Consider the following 1,782-nt stretch of genomic DNA (forward strand, 5'->3'; position numbering starts at 1 on the left):
TCCCAAGTGCGGGGCTATAGTCTCGATCCCAAGATTGGTGCTTACTATATTAAAGGTACAGTCACTCCCCTCAACCTCCAGCAATACTTTGCCACTCACGGTGTCGATGTAGATGTGGATCTCGTTCTCACTACCTCTATGCTCAAAGGTTTAGGCGGTGGGAAACTCCCCTCTGAAATCGGCATCCATGAAGTCGATCCTACGGATCTATTTATCACCAGAACCACAAATTTTCGCCAAACCACTGCCAAACTCGGTTCTGTCCAGGACTTGTACGCTGTCGGATTAGCAAAGGATCTGGCTATTCCCGTTCAAACGGCAATTCAAGACTTGCAGCAGAAGCAGATGGATCTCATCAGTCTAGCTGAAGACTATGTGCGTACCTTTAAAATCTCCCAACAGGAAGACATCAGAAAAGGTAAACCAGAAGTGGAACTACCAGGAAATATCGCCTTTATCGACACGATCCTCGAATCGAAGAACTGGGGGCTGCTCGAACTCCCTAGCGTCCGCGCTAACCTCCAAGAGTATGTCGATAGCCAAATTAAAAACATCAAGGAGGGTGCAATCCCATCGCTCCGTGGTGAATTTCGCCCGATTGTCGTTTGTGGCGAACTCAAGCATAACCAAATCGCTGGAGCGGGATTAAATACTGGCGATAAGCACGTCGCCCTGCGGTTTCCCGTTCTCAATCGCGGACAAGTACAGGCGGTAGAAGTCAATAACGATATTTCCTTCTTCCTCAATCCCAAACTGGAAGGAGTCATTCCCGATGCGATCTATGTCGGTCGTCAAACACTGGCAGAAATCGAGCAGGATAACCCAGAAACCTATCAACAGATTATCGAAGAGTTTGGATCGATCGAAGCCGCACAAGCATCTTGGCGGACTAATTTGGAGGCGATGAAGGCAGATTTCGATGGAGATGAAATCGCTTTATTTGCCGAGCAAGATTATCCCAACTTTTATGCAGAAGTCGTCGATAATTTGACTCCAGAGAAGTTGATGCACTTTGTCTCCAAAGATGAGAAGCAGCAAATTCAAAGTGAAGATTTGCCAAAAATGGTGGTCGAACGGCTCAAATCCTATGTAGGTGTCATTAATACTGAACTGGGTCAAATCAATAAACTCTATGCCAGCTTAGATTTTATTATTGCCAGTACCGAGGGAGAGCTATCACCGAAGGAGCGAATCAATGGAGAAAAACTGCAAGCTGAGACATTACAACTAATTTTCGGTGCCTACCAAAAATATCGCACAGACGCAGAATCAGTAGTCAATCCAGATGAATCTGTATACTTGACCGTTCCGCAAGACTTACAAGCCACATTTGAACAATTTGCACCATTTTATAGCGTTGACTTCATCAAGAGCCAAATAGATGATCCTCGCGCTCAAGCTAACTATCTGTACAAGGTGAAAGAACCGATTGGACAGTTATTGGGAGCTTATCATGCAGCAATTCTGGTAGCTACACCCATCAATCAAAAGAAAGGAATTGTTTTTCCTCCAGACTTGATTAGGGATATGCAGCAAGTCAATTACATGAAGTTGGGGAAAATTCGTGAAGGTAAAGTAGATCCAATTTTACTGGTTGATTACCTCGATCGATATGCTAGCATTCACGAGCGGTTGAACGAGATCATCGATCTATCTCAACCGATAGTCGGGAAAATCTCAGACATCGATCCCGACACTAATCTGCCGATAACTCGGACTGAGAACATTAATTTCCCCCCCAACCATCCTTACGAACCCGCTCAGGCTGTCACCTATTTACGG

1 pseudogene is annotated in these 1,782 nt (G+C 45.2%); it reads left to right on the forward strand.

What is annotated here, in order from left to right:
* Positions 1-1,782: pseudogene (locus tag RMO55_RS11075) on the forward strand (hypothetical protein); the annotation flags it as partial.

It is taken from the genome of Chamaesiphon sp. VAR_48_metabat_135_sub, assembly GCF_031418915.1.
GTDB lineage: Bacteria > Cyanobacteriota > Cyanobacteriia > Cyanobacteriales > Chamaesiphonaceae > Chamaesiphon.